The 14997-nt window shown below is 59.3% G+C and carries 15 protein-coding genes; 13 read left to right on the forward strand and 2 right to left on the reverse strand.

Features of this window, described 5'->3' with window-relative positions:
* Window positions 1-39: 39 nt before the first annotated feature.
* Window positions 40-735: a DNA-3-methyladenine glycosylase gene (locus tag ACZYSM_RS07945; RefSeq protein WP_489070515.1), complete on the reverse strand. Its 696-nt coding sequence runs from the start codon at window positions 733-735 to the stop codon at window positions 40-42.
* Between the two features lie 177 nt (window positions 736-912).
* Here ACZYSM_RS07945 and ACZYSM_RS07950 point away from each other — a divergent pair, with 177 nt between their 5' ends.
* From ACZYSM_RS07950 to ACZYSM_RS08010, 13 genes are all read left to right on the forward strand, one after another.
* On the forward strand, window positions 913-2184 hold the full coding sequence (locus ACZYSM_RS07950) for a glutamate-5-semialdehyde dehydrogenase (RefSeq protein WP_489070517.1): 1272 nt from the start codon (window positions 913-915) through the stop codon (window positions 2182-2184).
* Window positions 2185-2230: 46 nt separating this feature from the next.
* Window positions 2231-2875 carry a nicotinate-nucleotide adenylyltransferase gene (gene nadD / locus ACZYSM_RS07955; protein WP_489070833.1) on the forward strand — a complete coding sequence of 215 codons (645 nt, stop codon included), beginning with the start codon at window positions 2231-2233 and terminating at the stop codon, window positions 2873-2875.
* Between the two features lie 70 nt (window positions 2876-2945).
* The gene (gene rsfS / locus ACZYSM_RS07960; protein WP_489070519.1) at window positions 2946-3440 is read left to right on the forward strand and encodes a ribosome silencing factor; all 495 of its coding nucleotides are present in this window, start codon (window positions 2946-2948) and stop codon (window positions 3438-3440) included.
* A gap of 9 nt (window positions 3441-3449) precedes the next feature.
* A complete protein-coding gene (gene rlmH, locus ACZYSM_RS07965) occupies window positions 3450-3917 on the forward strand; it encodes a 23S rRNA (pseudouridine(1915)-N(3))-methyltransferase RlmH (RefSeq protein ID WP_003185785.1) in 468 nt (155 codons plus the stop codon).
* A gap of 13 nt (window positions 3918-3930) precedes the next feature.
* Complete coding sequence (gene mrdA / locus ACZYSM_RS07970; RefSeq protein ID WP_489070521.1) at window positions 3931-5826, forward strand: penicillin-binding protein 2; 1896 nt, start codon at window positions 3931-3933, stop codon at window positions 5824-5826.
* Window positions 5827-5857: 31 nt separating this feature from the next.
* Window positions 5858-6961 carry a rod shape-determining protein RodA gene (rodA, locus tag ACZYSM_RS07975; RefSeq protein WP_489070835.1) on the forward strand — a complete coding sequence of 368 codons (1104 nt, stop codon included), beginning with the start codon at window positions 5858-5860 and terminating at the stop codon, window positions 6959-6961.
* A 17-nt stretch (window positions 6962-6978) separates the two neighbouring features.
* The gene (mltB, locus tag ACZYSM_RS07980; RefSeq protein ID WP_489070523.1) at window positions 6979-7989 is read left to right on the forward strand and encodes a lytic murein transglycosylase B; all 1011 of its coding nucleotides are present in this window, start codon (window positions 6979-6981) and stop codon (window positions 7987-7989) included.
* Window positions 7989-8999, forward strand: a complete 1011-nt coding sequence (locus ACZYSM_RS07985) for a septal ring lytic transglycosylase RlpA family protein (RefSeq protein ID WP_489070525.1) — start codon at window positions 7989-7991, stop codon at window positions 8997-8999. The genes mltB and ACZYSM_RS07985 overlap by 1 nt, the downstream gene beginning before the upstream one ends.
* Before the next feature lie 182 nt (window positions 9000-9181).
* Window positions 9182-10339 (forward strand): D-alanyl-D-alanine carboxypeptidase family protein, encoded by a 1158-nt coding sequence (locus tag ACZYSM_RS07990; RefSeq protein WP_489070527.1) that lies wholly within the window; start codon window positions 9182-9184, stop codon window positions 10337-10339.
* Window positions 10340-10419: 80 nt separating this feature from the next.
* On the forward strand, window positions 10420-10695 hold the full coding sequence (locus ACZYSM_RS07995) for a DUF493 domain-containing protein (protein WP_008152827.1): 276 nt from the start codon (window positions 10420-10422) through the stop codon (window positions 10693-10695).
* Window positions 10695-11342 (forward strand): lipoyl(octanoyl) transferase LipB, encoded by a 648-nt coding sequence (lipB, locus tag ACZYSM_RS08000; protein ID WP_489070530.1) that lies wholly within the window; start codon window positions 10695-10697, stop codon window positions 11340-11342. Before ACZYSM_RS07995 ends, lipB begins: the two co-directional genes overlap by 1 nt.
* Window position 11343: 1 nt before the next feature.
* Complete coding sequence (gene lipA, locus ACZYSM_RS08005) at window positions 11344-12366, forward strand: lipoyl synthase (RefSeq protein WP_489070532.1); 1023 nt, start codon at window positions 11344-11346, stop codon at window positions 12364-12366.
* Window positions 12367-12544: 178 nt separating this feature from the next.
* Window positions 12545-13495: a S66 peptidase family protein gene (locus ACZYSM_RS08010; protein ID WP_489070534.1), complete on the forward strand. Its 951-nt coding sequence runs from the start codon at window positions 12545-12547 to the stop codon at window positions 13493-13495.
* Between the two features lie 163 nt (window positions 13496-13658).
* On the opposite strand, the gene ACZYSM_RS08015 is transcribed toward ACZYSM_RS08010, so the two are convergent.
* The gene (locus tag ACZYSM_RS08015; RefSeq protein ID WP_489070536.1) at window positions 13659-14981 is read right to left on the reverse strand and encodes a lytic murein transglycosylase; all 1323 of its coding nucleotides are present in this window, start codon (window positions 14979-14981) and stop codon (window positions 13659-13661) included.
* Window positions 14982-14997 lie beyond the last annotated feature (16 nt).

The raw sequence follows: 14997 nt of genomic DNA on the forward strand, positions 1-14997 counted from the left end.
TAGGAGCCGAACCTGCGGCAGCTCCTACGGGACGGTGTTTCAGATTAGAAAATAGTCGCGACCTTCGACCTGGCCACGGCGTAGCGGGTTTCGGGTGCAATAAGGCGCGTAGGCTGCATCGACGAAGCGGTACATCAAGTGTTCGTCGCGCCCGTGCGGGATGCCCAGCCGAGTGGTTTGAATGATGTGTGCAGGCGGCGTGCCGACATTTTCGACAAACAGCAGCTCATGATCGAAGCGTTTTGCGTCCCACCTGGGCACTTTCAGACCCAGCGCTTTGCAGAGCAAGGTCTGGCCGGCGCAGAGCTTCTGCGACGGGCGGGGTCGACCGTTGGCGTCGGGGTTGTTCAACAGCATTTGCGCCAGGCTGGCGGGGCCCGACCACTCGTCGACCCAGGGATAGGCCGATTTGATCAGGACGGCATTGCCCGGTCCTTGCGCGCTGAAGTTCAGCGAATCACCGCCACGGGCGTAGTACATATAGATGTGGCCGCCACCCAGAAACAAAGCTTTACGTTTTTCTGTGTGGCCGAGGGAGGCATGGCTGCCTTTCTCGGCACAGTAATAGGCTTCGGTCTCGATGATTCGCGCGCTGAGCCATAGATCGCCGACCCGGTGACGGATGACTTTGCCCAGCAGTTCGCGGGCCAGCACTTGAGCGTCACGGTCGAAAAAAGGGTCAGCCAGCGCCTTGGGCATGTTCGAAGCAGACAGTGGAACGGTCAGGTTGGACATGGTGGCAAGCGGCAATTAAGGCAAATTGAGTCGCGATGATAGCAATTTCAAGCTTAATCACGGCTGAACGTCCTCTATTTGCCCTCCATTTCGACCATCCGCCCGTCACCGCTGTTAGTAGGAGAGCGCGACAGCTATAATCTGCCGCTTTCCTCTTTGCCAAGACCACAACAGACCATGACTGAGTCCGTTCTTGACTACATGACCCGCTTGGGTCGCGCTGCCCGCGAAGCCTCCCGCGTGATCGGCCGTGCCAGCACCGCGCAGAAAAACCGCGCGCTGCACGCCGCCGCCGCCGCGTTGGATGCTGCTCGCGCCGAGTTGACCGCCGCCAATGAACTGGACCTGGCCGCTGGTCGGGCCAATGGCCTTGAGCCGGCCATGCTTGAGCGTCTGGCGCTGACTCCGGCGCGGATCGACAGCATGATTGTCGGTTTGCGTCAGGTGGCCAGCCTGCCGGACCCGATTGGCGCGATCCGCGACATGAGCTATCGGCCGTCGGGTATTCAAGTGGGCAAGATGCGCGTGCCGTTGGGCGTTGTGGGAATCATCTATGAGTCGCGTCCCAACGTGACCATTGACGCCGCGAGCCTGTGCCTGAAATCGGGTAATGCGACCATCCTGCGTGGCGGCTCCGAAGCTATTCATTCCAATCGCGCTATTGCCATCTGCATTCAGAGTGGCCTGGCCGAAGCCGGCTTGCCGGCGGCTGTGGTGCAAGTGGTTGAAGTGACTGATCGTGCTGCCGTTGGCGCGCTGATCACCATGCCCGAATACGTCGACGTGATCGTGCCCCGTGGCGGCAAAGGCCTGATCGAGCGCGTCAGCCGTGACGCCCGTGTGCCGGTCATCAAGCACCTGGATGGTATCTGCCACATTTATGTCAGTGCCCACGCCGAGTTGCCGAAGGCCCAGCGAATCGCGTTCAACGCCAAGACTTATCGTTACGGTATCTGCGGTGCCATGGAAACCTTGTTGGTTGACCAGGCGGTCGCTGCCGATTTCTTGCCGGCGATGGCCGAACAGTTCCGCGCCAAGGGTGTCGAGCTGCGGGGTTGCGAGCGGACTTGCGCAATCATCGATGCAGTCGCGGCAACCGAAGAAGACTGGAACACCGAATACCTGGCGCCGATCCTGTCGATCCGCGTGGTCGACGGGCTGGATGAGGCCATCGAACACATCAATCATTACGGCTCCCATCACACCGACTCGATCGTCACCGAACATCAGGGTGAAGCCCGGCGGTTTGTGGCTGAAGTTGATTCAAGCTCGGTGATGATCAACACCCCGACCTGCTTCGCCGATGGCTTCGAGTATGGATTGGGTGCGGAGATTGGCATTTCTACTGATAAGCTGCACGCCCGCGGCCCGGTGGGTCTCGAGGGTTTGACCTGCGAGAAGTACATCGTGGTCGGTGATGGCCAGTTGCGCGGTCAGGAGTCGGTCTGACTTGGCCGATAAACGCCAGTCAGCTGCCGTGACCCAAAGCGAACCCCTGTCTCGACGCATTGGCGTGTTGGGCGGGACCTTCGATCCGGTGCACATCGGCCATTTGCGCGGTGCGCTGGAGGTGGCCGAATCGCTGGCGCTCGATGAGCTGCGTCTGACACCTAGTGCCAGACCACCGCATCGGGATACGCCGCAGGTCTCGGCCCTCGACCGTCTGGCGATGGTCGAATGTGCGGTGGCGGGCGTTGCGCCGTTGGTGGTGGACGCTCGCGAGCTGCACCGGGACAAGCCGTCCTACACTATCGACACCCTGGAACTGATGCGGGCCGAGCTGGCCGCAGATGACCAGTTATTTCTGCTTTTGGGCTGGGACGCATTTTGCGGCCTGCCCACTTGGCACCGCTGGGAAGAGTTGCTCCAGCATTGCCACATCCTGGTGCTGCAACGCCCGGATGCCGACAGCGAACCGCCGGATGCCTTGCGCAACCTGCTGGCGGCGCGCTCGGTGAGCGACCCGTTGGCCCTCAAGGGGCCGAGCGGACAGATTGCATTCGTCTGGCAGACGCCGCTCGCGGTATCCGCCACCCAGATCCGTCAACTGCTGGCCAGCGGTAAGTCGGTACGTTTCCTGGTGCCTGACGCGGTCCTGGCCTACATCGATGCGCACGGACTTTACCGTGCGTCGAACTGAAAAGGAGCGCTTCAAGGCACGAATAAACGTGAATTGAAGCGCCTGAACATACGAGCAAAACGAGTTTTATATGACTGACAAAGACGTATCTAAAGTAAAGCGCAAAGGCACGTTCAAGAGCGCCCCGCTGCCAGTAACGGCTGAAACCGGCGTGGTACTCTCCGGTGAAGAGCTGGTCAAGGTTGCCGTAGCGGCCCTGGAAGACGTGAAGGCCCAGGACATTCAGGTGATCGACGTTCGTGAAAAGCAGAGCATCACTGACTTCATGATCATCGCTACAGGTACTTCCAACCGCCAGATCGGCGCGATGCTGGATAAGGTTCGCGAGGCGGTCAAGGCTCAGGGCGTCAAGCCGCTGGGTGAAGAAGGCAAGGGCAACAGCGACTGGGTGCTGCTGGACATGGATGATGTCATCGTGCACATGATGACCGCCTCTGCACGTCAGTTCTACGACCTTGAGCGTCTGTGGTCTGGTGCTGAACAGAGCCGTGCTCTGAACGCTGCTCACCACAGCCCGGAAAACTCCCACGAGCACTTCATCAAGCTCAACCGCGACCAGGAATAAGGGACCGCTGTGCGACTGCGTCTGATCGCCGTCGGTTCTCGCATGCCCAAATGGGTGGAGGAAGGCTGGCATGAATATGCCAAGCGTCTGCCATCCGAGCTGGCGCTGGAACTGGTGGAAATACCGCTCAATACCCGTGGCAAGAACGCTGACGTGGCGCGCTTCATCCGTCAGGAAGGCGAAGCCATGCTGGCCAAGGTTGGCCCGAATGAGCGGATTGTCACGCTTGAAGTGCACGGTAAACCCTGGAGCACCGAACAACTGGCGGTCGAGCTGGATCGCTGGCGGCTGGATTCGCGCACGGTGAATTTTATGGTCGGCGGCCCCGAGGGGCTGGCGCCGGAGGTTTGTGCGCGGGCCGATCAGCGCTGGTCGCTGTCGCCACTGACGTTGCCGCATCCGCTGGTGCGGATTCTGATCGGTGAACAGCTGTATCGCGCCTGGACAGTTCTGTCCGGGCACCCTTATCACAAATAGCATCGCGCCCTAAATGTCCCAACCGATCCGCATCAAGGACCACGAGAAAGACGCCCGTCTGGTGCGTGGCCGGGTCGTGTTCGGTGCAATAGCGGTGGTGTTCCTGATTGGGGTGCTGATCGCGCGGCTGTATTTCCTCCAGGTGATCCAGTACGAGTATCACTCCACGCTGTCGGAGAACAATCGCGTTCATGTGCAGCCCATTCCGCCGACTCGCGGGCTGATCTTCGACCGTAATGGGGTTGTGGTGGCCGATAACCGGCCCAGCTTCAGCCTGAGCATGACCCGCGAGCGCTCCGGGGACTGGCAGCAAGTACTCGATGTGATCGTCGAGGTTCTGCAACTGACACCGGAAGATCGGGTGCTGTTCGAGAAACGCATGAAACAGGGGCGCCGGCCATTCGAGCCGGTGCCGATTCTGTTCGAGCTGGACGAAGAGCAAATCGCCCGCATCGCGGTCAATCAGTTCCGTTTGCCGGGTGTAGAAGTGGTCGCGCAACTGGTTCGTCACTATCCACAGGGGGCGCACTTTGCCCACTCTGTGGGGTATATGGGGCGGATCAACGAGAAAGAGCTCAAGAGCCTCGATCCAGTCAATTACAGCGGCACCCACCATATCGGCAAAACCGGCATCGAGCGCTTCTACGAGCCCGAGTTGCATGGTCAGGTGGGTTACGAAGAAGTCGAGACCAACGCCCGGGGCCGCGTGTTGCGGGTGCTCAAGCGTACCGATCCGATTCCCGGCAAGGACATTGTCCTGAGCCTGGACATCAAATTGCAAGAAGCCGCCGAGCTCGCCCTGGGTGGTCGACGTGGCGCGGTGGTGGCGCTGGACCCGAGCACCGGCGAGGTACTGGCGATGGTCAGTCAGCCGAGTTTCGACCCGAATCTGTTCGTCACCGGTATCAGTTTCAAGGCCTACGCCGAGTTGCGTGACTCCATCGATCGTCCACTGTTCAATCGGGTCCTGCGCGGTCTGTATCCGCCGGGTTCGACGATCAAACCGGCGGTGGCGATTGCCGGGCTGGACTCCGGTGTGGTCACCGCCTCGAGCCGCGTGTTCGATCCCGGTTACTACCAACTGCCCAACTACGATCACAAATACCGTAACTGGAACCGCACCGGCGACGGCTATGTGGATCTGGACACGGCGATCATGCGTTCCAACGACACCTATTTCTATGACCTGGCGCATAAGCTGGGGATTGATCGGCTGTCGGCCTATATGGGCAAGTTCGGGCTTGGCCAGAAGGTTTCCCTGGATATGTTCGAAGAGTCCCCGGGCTTGATGCCGTCGCGGGAATGGAAGCGTGCGACTCGACGTCAGGCCTGGTTCCCGGGTGAGACGCTGATTCTCGGGATTGGCCAAGGCTACATGCAGGCGACGCCGCTGCAATTGGCTCAGGCTACGGCGCTGGTAGCCAACAAGGGCAAGTGGAATCGCCCGCACCTGGCTAAAACCGTCGAAGGTGAGAGGCCGCGCGATGAAAACCCGATCGCCGACATCGTCCTGCGTGATCCATCCGATTGGATGAAGGTCAATCACGGCATGCAGCAGGTGATGCACGGTGCCCGCGGCACTGCGCGCAAAGCGGCCATTGGCTCGCCATACCGGATTGCCGGTAAAAGTGGTACGGCACAGGTTGTGGCGATCAAGCAGGGCGAAAAGTACGACCGTTCAAAAGTTCAGGAGCGCCACCGCGACCACGCCTTGTTCGTCGGTTTTGCTCCGGCCGATAACCCGAAAATCACAGTGGCGGTCATGGTCGAGAACGGCGAGTCCGGTTCCGGCGTCGCCGCACCGGTAGTGCGTCAGGTGATGGATGCCTGGCTACTGGGCCAGGACCACCAGCTCAAGCCTGAGTTCGCCAGCCCTATAAGCGCGGAGGCTACGGCCCGTGAAGAGTAATTTTGATCGCATCCTCTCCAGTGAGGATGTGATGCGTCGTCGTGCGACGCTGTTGCAGCGTATGCACATTGATGGCCCCTTGCTGATCCTGCTGCTGACGCTCGCGGCGGGCAGTTTGTTCGTGCTGTATTCAGCCAGTGGCAAAAGTTGGGATCTGCTGATCAAGCAGGCCACCTCGTTTGGTATCGGTCTGGTGTCGATGGTTGTCATCGCTCAGCTTGAGCCTCGCTTCATGGCGCGATGGGTGCCACTGGCCTATGTGCTGGGTGTCGTGCTGTTGGTGGTGGTGGACGTCATGGGCCACAACGCCATGGGCGCCACGCGCTGGATCAACATTCCCGGGGTGATCCGCTTCCAGCCCTCTGAATTCATGAAAATCATCATGCCGGCGACCATCGCCTGGTACTTGGCCAAGCGCACCTTGCCACCGCAACTCAAGCATGTGGGCATCAGCCTGATGCTGATCGGGGTTCCATTCATCCTGATCGTGCGCCAACCCGACCTCGGGACTTCGCTGCTGATTCTCGCTGGCGGCGCGTTCGTGCTGTTCATGGGTGGCCTGCGCTGGCGCTGGATACTCAGCGTGATCGCCGCCGCTGTTCCCGTGGCGGTCGCTATGTGGTTTTTCATCATGCATGACTACCAAAAGCAGCGGATCCTGACCTTCCTCGACCCGGAGAGCGATCCGCTCGGCACCGGCTGGAACATCATTCAGTCCAAGGCCGCCATCGGCTCAGGCGGTGTATTCGGTAAAGGTTGGCTGCTCGGCACCCAGTCCCATCTGGACTTTTTGCCGGAAAGCCACACCGACTTCATCATCGCGGTCCTGGGCGAAGAATTCGGCCTGGTGGGTATCTGCGCCTTGCTGCTGATTTATTTGCTGTTGATCGGTCGTGGGCTGGTGATTACCGCTCAGGCGCAGACATTGTTCGGCAAATTGCTCGCCGGTAGCCTGACCATGACGTTTTTTGTTTACGTTTTCGTCAACATCGGTATGGTCAGTGGCCTGTTGCCGGTAGTAGGGGTGCCATTGCCGTTTATTAGCTATGGCGGAACTTCGCTGGTGACACTGCTGTCAGCGTTTGGGGTTTTGATGTCGATCCATACCCATCGTAAGTGGATCGCACAGGTTTGAATAAGGTGAAGATTTCAATGCAAGTAATGCGTGGCTGGGCTACTCGATACGCTCCGTGGGTCGGCCTGGTAGGCATCCTTGTTGCGGCGCAGGAAGTGCTGGCCGGCGATTATGAAGGCTCGCCGCAAGTGGCCGAATTCGTTGGTGAAATGACCCGCGACTACGGTTTCGCCGGGGAGCAATTGATGGGCGTGTTCCGCGAAGCCGAGCGCAAACAATCTATTCTCGACGCAATTTCCCGGCCTGCCGAGCGGGTCAAACAATGGAAAGAGTACCGCCCGATGTTCATCACCGACGCGCGCATCGCTCGTGGTGTGGATTTCTGGCGTCAACACGAAGCTGTCCTGGCCCGTGCCGAGCAAGAATATGGGGTTCCAGCTCAGGTGATCGTGTCGATCATCGGCATTGAAACCTTCTACGGCCGCAATACCGGCAACTATCGGGTGATCGACGCCTTGTCGACCCTGAGCTTTGACTACCCGCCACGCGCCGAATTCTTCCGCAAAGAATTGCGTGAGTTTCTGCTCCTGGCCCGTGAAGAACAGCTCGACCCGTTGACCCTCAAAGGTTCTTACGCTGGTGCCATGGGCTTGCCGCAATTCATGCCGAGCAGCTTTCGCGCCTATGCTGTGGACTTCGATGGCGATGGTCACATTAATATCTGGACCAACCCTGACGATGCCATCGGCAGCGTTGCCAGCTACTTCAAACGTCATGGCTGGGTCGCCGGCGAGCCGGTGGTCAGCATGGCCACTGTGCGAGGCGATCAGGTTGACGAGGGTTTGACCCCGGGAATCGAACCGGTCAAAACGGTCGGGGAGTTGCGGGCGCTGGGCTGGTCGAGTCATGATGCGCTGCGCGATGATATGCCGGTCACGGCTTTTCGCCTGGACGGCGACAATGGTCCAGAATACTGGATGGGTCTGAACAATTTTTACGCGATCACGCGCTATAACCGCAGTGTGATGTACGCCATGGCCGTGCATCAGCTGTCTGATTTGCTGGTCCAAGCACGGGGCGTCAAGTAATGCGGGCAATGCCGATTCATAAACCCCTGAAGCTGATGGCTTTCGCCGCGCTGTCGTTGCTGATGGTCAGTTGTTCGACCAGCCGCGCACCGCAGCAGAAATCATCGACCGCCGTTCGCGCAATGCCTGGCCTGGATATCAACCGCGCCCATAAAGACGGTGCGCCGTGGTGGGATGTCGATGTTTCGCGCATCCCGGACGCCACACCAACCTTGCACCAAGGCCCCTACAAGGCCAACCCATACACGGTGTTGGGCAAAAACTACTTCCCGTTAAGCGAGTCGAAGAACTATGTCGCCTCGGGCACGGCTTCCTGGTACGGCACCAAGTTTCACGGTCAGAACACCGCCAACGGCGAAGTCTATGACCTGTATGGCATGAGTGCTGCGCACAAGACCCTGCCGCTTCCGAGTTATGTCCGGGTGACCAACCTGGGCAACAACAAGAGCGTGGTTCTGCGAGTCAACGATCGTGGGCCGTTCTACTCAGACCGGATCATCGATTTGTCTTACGCGGCAGCCAAGAAGCTCGGTTATGCCGAGATCGGCACCGCGCGGGTCAAGGTTGAGGGCATTGACCCGCAAGAGTGGTGGGCCCAACGTGGTCGGCCAGCACCGTTGATGCTCAACGAACCGCAAGTGGCGCAAAACGCTGCTCCTGTGCTGACGGCTTCGGCCGGCACGGTCGAGCAATGGACGCCGCCGCCGCAGCAGCACGCCGCAGCCGTTGTGCCGGTGCAGATGGATGCAAAAAAAAGCGCTTCTGCACAAGCCTCTGGCCAGTATCTTCAGGTGGGCGCCTTCGCCAACCCGGACGCTGCAGAGCTGCTGAGATCGAAGCTGAGCGGGATGGTGCAAGCTCCGGTGTTCATCAGCTCGATCGTGCGCAATCAACAAACGCTACATCGGGTACGGATGGGGCCGATCGGCACGCCGGGTGAAATCCAGCAAGTGCAAAATAGCGTGCGATTGGCCAATTTGGGCCAGCCGAGCGTAGTAACAGCAGAATAGTGACATCAGATTGAGGGCCTGGCCTTGTTCGCAAGGTTGGGTTCCGGTTGTTGGTTCGTCAAAGAACAAAAGCCCGGTGAAGGGCCATAGAGTCAGCAACTGAACACGCGACAACCGGGGGCCGGTTGTCAGAATAGTTTTGCCCGCGAGGGCAAGTTTCCATTAGCAATTTCGAGAGACGGATGAACATCACCACCTTTGCCAAACGCCTGTGCCTGCTTGTCCCGCTGATCATCACACCTGCTGCCTGGGCGGCAGAGATGATGCCGTCGCCACCGCAACTGGCTGCCAAGGCCTATGTGCTCATGGACGCCAGCAGCGGTAACGTGCTGGTCGAGAACAATGGGGACCAGCGCCTGCCACCGGCGAGCCTGACCAAACTGATGACGGCCTACATCGCGACCCTGGAAATCCGTCGGGGCCAGATCGGTGAAAACGATCCGGTGACCGTCAGCGAGAACGCCTGGCGTACCGGCGGTTCACGGATGTTCATCAAGGTTGGCTCTCAGGTCACTGTCAGCGACCTGCTGCACGGCATCATCATTCAGTCGGGCAACGACGCCAGTGTTGCGCTCTCCGAGCACATCGCCGGTAGCGAAGACGCGTTCGCCGACATGATGAACAAAACCGTCGCCGATCTGGGCATGACCAACAGCCACTTCATGAACCCGACCGGTCTGCCAAACCCGGAGCACTACTCGTCGGCTCACGACATGGCGCTGCTGGCCCGTGCAATCATCCACGAAGACCCGGCTCACTACGCGATCTACTCGCAGAAAGAGTTCTTCTGGAACGGCATCAAACAGCCGAACCGCAACCTGCTGCTGTGGCGTGACAAGACTGTCGACGGTCTGAAAACCGGTCACACCGATGAAGCCGGCTACTGCATGGTGTCCTCGGCGGTGCGTGACGGTCAGCGTCTGATCGCCGTGGTCTTCGGCACCAACAGTGAAACGGCTCGCGCTGCTGAAACCCAGAAGCTGCTGACTTACGGTTTCCGCTTCTTCGAAACCCAGACCTTCTACCAGAAGGGCGCCGAGTTGGCTCAGGCTCCGGTCTGGAAAGGCACCACCAACCAAGTCAAGGCCGGTCTGGCTGAAGATCTGACCATGACTTTGCCTAAAGGCCAGTTGAAGAAACTTGCTGCAAGCATGACCATGAATCCGCAACTGGTCGCGCCGATCGCCAAGGGCGACGTGATTGGTAAAGTCGAAGTGAAACTGGACGATAAAGTCGTGCACAGCGCCGACTTGATCGCACTGGACGCTGTCGACGAAGGTGGTATCTTCCGCCGCATGTGGGATAGCATCCGTCTATTCTTCTACGGCTTGTTCAACTGATTATTGTGGTCCGCGTGCCTCTCGCTCTGACTTAGAGCGGGGGGTATGTCCGTCGCCACGGCTTACGAGGCCGTTACGCCATGACAGATACTGAAGTAAAGGCGCCAAAAATCGAATTTCCTTGCGCTGATTATCCGATCAAAGTGATCGGCGATACCGGCGTCGGTTTCAAGGACAAGATCATCGCGATCCTTGAGAAACACGCAACCGTTGACCACAAGACCCTGGCCGAGCGCCAGAGTACCAACGGCAAGTACACGACCATCCAGCTGCACATCATCGCCACCGGCCAAGAACAGCTGTACGACATTAACAGCGAGTTGCGGGCCACCGGTTTCGTACACATGGTGCTGTGATGCCGCAAGCCCTGGGCTTTCGCGAGCTCGGCCAGATGGCTTACGAACCGGTCTGGCAGGCCATGCAGCGCTTCACCAACGAGCGTGGCACTGAGGCTGCCGACGAGATCTGGCTGGTCCAGCATCCGCCGGTCTTCACTCAAGGCCAGGCGGGCAAGGCCGAGCACTTGCTGCTCCCCGGAGATATTCCGGTGGTGCAAGTGGACCGCGGCGGTCAAGTGACGTATCACGGCCCCGGTCAGTTGGTGGCTTATCTGCTGCTGGACGTGCGCAAGCTGGGGTTTGGTGTGCGCGAATTGGTCAGCCGGATGGAGCTGTGCCTGATCGAGCTACTGGCCAGTTATGGCGTCACGGCGGTGGCCAAGGCCGATGCGCCGGGGGTCTACGTCGACGGAGCGAAAATCGCCTCCCTGGGCCTGCGGATCCGCCACGGTTGCTCCTTTCACGGCCTGGCCTTGAACGTGGATATGGATCTGGAGCCGTTTCGACGTATTAATCCCTGTGGCTACGCCGGGCTGGCGATGACCCAGTTGAGCGAACACACAGGACCGATTGAATTTGCCGAGGTAAGTGCCCGGCTGCGCGTGCAGCTCGTCAAACACCTCGACTATGCTGAGCAGACGACCCTAACGGGCGGAATCGATTGATATGACTACTGCGCAAGACGCTGTGCAAACCCTGATCCCGACGCTGGATGTATCCGAGCGCGTCGCCCGTCCGAAAGTTGAAGCCGGCGTTAAGTTGCGCGGTGCCGAAAAGGTCGCGCGCATTCCGGTGAAGATCATTCCGACCACCGAGTTGCCTAAAAAGCCAGACTGGATTCGCGTACGCATCCCGGTTTCCCCGGAAGTCGACCGCATCAAGGCCTTGTTGCGCAAACACAAGTTGCACAGCGTCTGCGAAGAAGCCTCGTGCCCGAACCTGGGTGAGTGCTTCTCCGGCGGTACCGCGACCTTCATGATCATGGGTGACATTTGCACCCGTCGCTGTCCGTTCTGCGACGTCGGCCACGGTCGTCCGAAGCCACTGGACGTCGACGAGCCGAAAAGCCTGGCCATTGCCATTGCTGATCTGGGTTTGAAGTACGTGGTGATCACTTCGGTTGACCGCGACGACCTGCGTGATGGCGGTGCCCAGCACTTTGCCGACTGCATCCGCGAAATCCGCCTGCTGTCGCCAAACGTACAGCTCGAAACCCTGGTCCCGGACTACCGTGGCCGGATGGACGTGGCGCTGGAAATCACCGCCGCCGAGCCGCCAGATGTGTTCAACCACAACCTGGAAACCGTGCCGCGTCTGTACAAGGCTGCGCGTCCGGGTTCGGATTACCAGTGGTCGCTGACATTGCTGCAGAAGTTCAAGCAAATGATGCCGCATATTCCGACCAAATCTGGCCTGATGCTTGGCCTGGGCGAGACCGACGAAGAAGTCATCGAAGTCATGAAGCGCATGCGCGAACACGACATCGATATGCTGACCCTTGGTCAGTACCTGCAACCGTCGCGCAGCCACTTGCCGGTTCAGCGCTTCGTGCACCCTGACGTGTTCGCCTGGTTTGCCGAAGAAGGCTACAAAATGGGCTTCAAGAACGTTGCATCCGGTCCGCTGGTGCGTTCTTCGTACCATGCTGACGAACAGGCAAAACTGGTTAAAGCCAGCTTGATGTCCTGATCCAGACCACCCGCAGGAATCTTCATTCCTGCGGGTGGCTTGGTTTTTCAGAGGTGCAAAACAGCGCACTACTGAACTCAGCACCTTTTTCTTCACGTCCTGTGACTGCTCATCCCCTTCTATTTGCAAGCTTTCGTGTCTACTGTGCGTTGAAGAATTCACGCAGGGAGAACCATGGATGACGATTCGATCAACAGATAAGACCTGCGATCACGTGCCAGTGCCCGCATTGCCATCCAATGGAGTGATCGGCTTGATCGCCCCAGCAGGTCCGGCGGCGCTGGATACCGGGAAGGCCGCTCAATGGATGCAAACCAGGGGCTACACCCTGCGTATCTTTCCCGGCGTCGAACAGACTGACGGCTACCTTGCCGGAAGCGATGAGGTTCGCTTGAACGACTTGCACGCAGCGTTTGCCGACAGTAGCATCGACGCGATCCTTTGCCTGCGTGGTGGTTACGGAAGCCCGCGCTTGCTGGACCGGATCGATTTCGACCTGCTGCGCTGCAATGCCAAGCCTTTTGTGGGTTACAGCGATATCACCGCGTTGCACCTGGCGATCAGTCGTTATGCAGGTTTCGTGACCTTTCATGGGCCGATGCTCAACGCCGATCTGCTGGGCGATAAACAGCAGCCTACAGAATCCTCGTTGCTCGGCATGCTCAGAGGAGAGTTGCAGTCCGGGAGTGTATTGAGCCACCCGCAGGCTTATCCATTGACCACGATTGTGCCGGGCATCGCGCGCGGTCGCTTGCAGGGAGGCAATCTCTCAATGATTGCAGGCACCCTGGGCACGCCTTACGAGATCGATGCCGACGGTATCATTCTGTTCATCGAGGACATCAACGAGCCGCTGTACCGCATCGACCGTCTACTGACCCATCTAAGGCTGGCCGGCAAGCTGAGCAAGCTCTGTGGGGTCTTGGTGGGGGACATTGCCGGGGTGGATGAGCAGGCGCTGGCGGTGTTGCTCAAGCAAACCTTCGAACCGCTACAGATTCCAGTACTCGCCGGTTGGCGTAGCGGGCACTGTGATCCGAACCTGACCCTGCCGATGGGGGCGATGGTCAGGCTGGATGCAGGGGCTCAAGAGTTGGTGCTAGAGCAGGATGTGGTGGTTCGTTCGTAGACCATCACTCCCATGCGAGGGCGTGGGTATAGCAGAAAAGATCGTCCGAACGCGGCCCGAACCTGCGGCAGCTCCTACGGTATTACGTTCACACAGAAGTCTGGTGAGCGTGGTCGGCGTAGGAGCTGCCGCAGGTTCGGGCCGCGTTCGGACGATTTTTGCTTTAACGATTACGCAAACTCTCCAGCAGCTTATGCGTCGGATAGCCATCAGCCGGCCAACCAAAATACTGCTGTGCGCTGCGAATCGCCTTACGGGTATTGGCGCCGATGATTCCGTCGGCATTACCTGCGTCGTAGTTGTTGGTGCTCAGCAGGCTTTGCAGCTCGATCCGCTCGGAGCGGCTCAACGGCAGGTCATCTTTCGGCCATTCGCCGCTGATCAGGCCAGCACCGCTAAAACGCTCGGACAACAGGCTTACAGCCAAGGCATAAGACGACGAATTGTTGTACTTGAGAATGGCGCGGAAGTTGTCGAGGACCAGGAACGCCGGGCCGCGATAACCGGCTGGCAGCAACAGGGCCGCGGACAGTTGTTCGGAGCCGGCTGGCACGCTCGCACCGTTGGGCAGTTTGAGTCCTAGCTGCATCCACTCGGCAACTGTCTTGCGGATCGAGCCATCGGCCAGCGCATAGTCGAAACCGTTCACCAGTTGAACTTCGAACCCCCAAGGCTGACCCTTCTGCCAGCCCGAGCTTTGCAGGTAGTGAGCGGTCGAGGCCAGGGCGTCGGCCGGGCTGCCCCAGATATCGCGCCGACCATCACCGTCGAAGTCGACCGCGTGGGTGAGGTAGGTGGTCGGGATGAACTGGGTTTGCCCCATGGCGCCCGCCCAGGAACCGAGCATTTTCTCGGGCTCGATATCACCCTGCTGGAGAATCTGCAGAGCGGCCAGCAATTGGGTATGGGCAAACTCCGGCCGTCGGCCTTCGTAGGCCAGGGTCGCCAGTGAGCGGATCACCGACTTGTCACCCTGGAAGCTGCCGAAGTTACTTTCCATACCCCAGACCGCTACCAACGCCTGGCGATCAACGCCATAACGTTGCTCGATGTTCTGCAAGATCCCGGCATATTGGTAGAGCAGCCCTTGGCCCTTGCGTACACGCAGGGCGGAGAGGGCGCCGTCGAGGTATTCCCAGACCGGACGGGCAAATTCTGGTTGGCTGCGGTCGGCGCGGATCACGCTCATGTCCGGCGTGACGCCAGCAAACGCCCGGTCGAAAAGTGTCGGGCTGATGCCAGCGGCCAGAGCATCTTTGCGAAAGGCAGCCAGCCATTCGGCAAAAGTCTGCGTTGGCTGAATATCCAGATCATCGCCAGTCGGGACAATTGGAGGAGTGACGGCGGGAGCGGAGACGGCAGGAGCGGTCTGGAGCGGTTGGGCGTCGGCGGCGGTCGGTTTTTCCGCGCAGGCGACTAACAGAATAAGGCTGGAGGCAGCGATCAGTTGGCGTAAGTGCCAACGACGGGAAATACAAAAGGGCATGCACAGGTCCAGAAAA

The sequence above is a fragment of the Pseudomonas sp. F220 genome (assembly GCF_057813935.1).

Excerpts from the sequence above, each read along its gene's own strand:
- ACZYSM_RS07990 (WP_489070527.1), top strand. The coding sequence starts at position 9,182 with ATGAACATCACCACCTTTGCCAAACGCCTGTGCCTGCTTGTCCCGCTG.
- lipA (WP_489070532.1), top strand. The coding sequence starts at position 11,344 with ATGACTACTGCGCAAGACGCTGTGCAAACCCTGATCCCGACGCTGGAT.
- ACZYSM_RS07995 (WP_008152827.1), top strand. The coding sequence starts at position 10,420 with ATGACAGATACTGAAGTAAAGGCGCCAAAAATCGAATTTCCTTGCGCT.
- ACZYSM_RS07985 (WP_489070525.1), top strand. The coding sequence starts at position 7,989 with ATGCGGGCAATGCCGATTCATAAACCCCTGAAGCTGATGGCTTTCGCC.
- ACZYSM_RS07945 (WP_489070515.1), bottom strand. The coding sequence starts at position 735 with ATGTCCAACCTGACCGTTCCACTGTCTGCTTCGAACATGCCCAAGGCG.
- rsfS (WP_489070519.1), top strand. The coding sequence starts at position 2,946 with ATGACTGACAAAGACGTATCTAAAGTAAAGCGCAAAGGCACGTTCAAG.
- lipB (WP_489070530.1), top strand. The coding sequence starts at position 10,695 with ATGCCGCAAGCCCTGGGCTTTCGCGAGCTCGGCCAGATGGCTTACGAA.
- rodA (WP_489070835.1), top strand. The coding sequence starts at position 5,858 with ATGCGTCGTCGTGCGACGCTGTTGCAGCGTATGCACATTGATGGCCCC.
- ACZYSM_RS07950 (WP_489070517.1), top strand. The coding sequence starts at position 913 with ATGACTGAGTCCGTTCTTGACTACATGACCCGCTTGGGTCGCGCTGCC.
- ACZYSM_RS08010 (WP_489070534.1), top strand. The coding sequence starts at position 12,545 with ATGACGATTCGATCAACAGATAAGACCTGCGATCACGTGCCAGTGCCC.
- mrdA (WP_489070521.1), top strand. The coding sequence starts at position 3,931 with ATGTCCCAACCGATCCGCATCAAGGACCACGAGAAAGACGCCCGTCTG.
- ACZYSM_RS08015 (WP_489070536.1), bottom strand. The coding sequence starts at position 14,981 with ATGCCCTTTTGTATTTCCCGTCGTTGGCACTTACGCCAACTGATCGCT.
- mltB (WP_489070523.1), top strand. The coding sequence starts at position 6,979 with ATGCAAGTAATGCGTGGCTGGGCTACTCGATACGCTCCGTGGGTCGGC.